Raw genomic sequence first — 1,271 nt, 5'->3', positions numbered from 1 at the left:
CCGCTTCGAGATTGAGCGAGGTGATCAGATTGCGCAGGGTGTGAAACTGCCGCCAGTCGCGCTCATCGCGAAAGGCCAGCAAGGCTGCGGTCAAAGCCGAAAAATCGCTCATCCTGAATTCCTCCTGGTGAAAGGCGGATCATGCCAGCCCGGCCAGCCGGCGGCAACGCGATAAAATACCCGCTGCGGTGCGGCCGGGCGGCATTTTTCGCCATTGCTACGGTCAACCGGAAAAAATGGCCAAAATTGAAATCCTCCAAGGAGCCCGCATGCCCCTCTTCCGTCTCGGCGACAAACAGCCCCAGGTCGGCGCCAACGCCTGGATCGCCCCCAACGCCACGGTCATCGGCGACGTTCGCCTCGGCGCCAACAGTTCGATCTGGTGGAACGCCACGCTGCGCGGCGACAACGACCCGATCCACATCGGCGCCAACACCAACATCCAGGACGGCTCGGTGCTGCATACCGACGAAGGCGTGCCGATGCACATCGGCAACAACGTCACCGTCGGCCACCTGGTCATGCTGCACGGCTGCACGGTCGGCGACGGCAGCCTGATCGGCATTGGCTCGGTCATCCTCAATCGGGCGGTGATTGGCCAGGGCTGCATCGTCGGCGCCAATACGCTGATCCCCGAAGGCAAGGTCTTCCCGGATCGGGTGTTGATCGTCGGTTCGCCCGGCAAAGTGGTGCGCGAACTGAGCGATCAGGATGTCGCCAATCTGCAGAAATCGGCCGAACACTACGTCGCCAACGCCAGCCGTTATCGCGACACGCTCAAGCCGCTGTAAGCCGGCCAGCCGATGCGCTTTCTGCTTACTTTTCCCCTGCTGCTCATCGCCAGCCCGGGGCAGGCCGACCCCTGCGACGAGTTGCCCAAGCCCTCAGTCACGATCAAGCGCATCGACGAGCGCCTGAGCATCAACACCGAATACAGCTACCGATCGCTGACCAACATCGGCGCCGCGCTGGCCCGCCCCGGCAAACAGATACTCGGCCTGACCCGCGGCAACGCGACGGTCAGTTTTGCCTCGACTACGCCGGCCATCACCGACCGGAGCGGGCGCTGGGAATGCGCCAGCCCACAGATCACGTTGCGCTTCGGCTTTAGCCCGCTGACCGTTTACGTCGCCCGCGAATTCCCCGAAGGCAGCTGTGCCTACAAGGAAATCCACGCCCACGAAATGCGCCATGTCGAGGCTTACCAGAAGCACATCGCCAGCATTGAAAAGGAACTGACCGAATCGCTCAATGCCCGCTTTGCCACCGGC

The 1,271-nt window shown here is 62.7% G+C and carries 2 protein-coding genes; both read left to right on the top strand.

Annotated features, from left to right (window positions below; genetic code table 11):
- Positions 1–269: 269 nt before the first annotated feature.
- Positions 270–791 carry a gamma carbonic anhydrase family protein gene (locus ADADOO_RS07435; RefSeq protein WP_511276331.1) on the top strand — a complete coding sequence of 174 codons (522 nt, stop codon included), beginning with the start codon at positions 270–272 and terminating at the stop codon, positions 789–791.
- Positions 792–803: 12 nt separating this feature from the next.
- Positions 804–1,271: hypothetical protein (locus ADADOO_RS07430; RefSeq protein ID WP_511276329.1), on the top strand; the 468-nt coding region annotated here is incomplete at its 3' end.

The sequence above is a fragment of the Azonexus sp. genome (assembly GCF_036170495.1).
GTDB lineage: Bacteria > Pseudomonadota > Gammaproteobacteria > Burkholderiales > Rhodocyclaceae > Azonexus.
Note: the sequence above shows the minus strand (reverse complement) of the source record. Positions and strands in the feature narration are given on the sequence as shown.

Bases quoted from the DNA above. Each gene is read 5' to 3' on its own strand.
- ADADOO_RS07435 (WP_511276331.1), top strand. From the start codon at position 270: ATGCCCCTCTTCCGTCTCGGCGACAAACAGCCCCAGGTCGGCGCCAAC.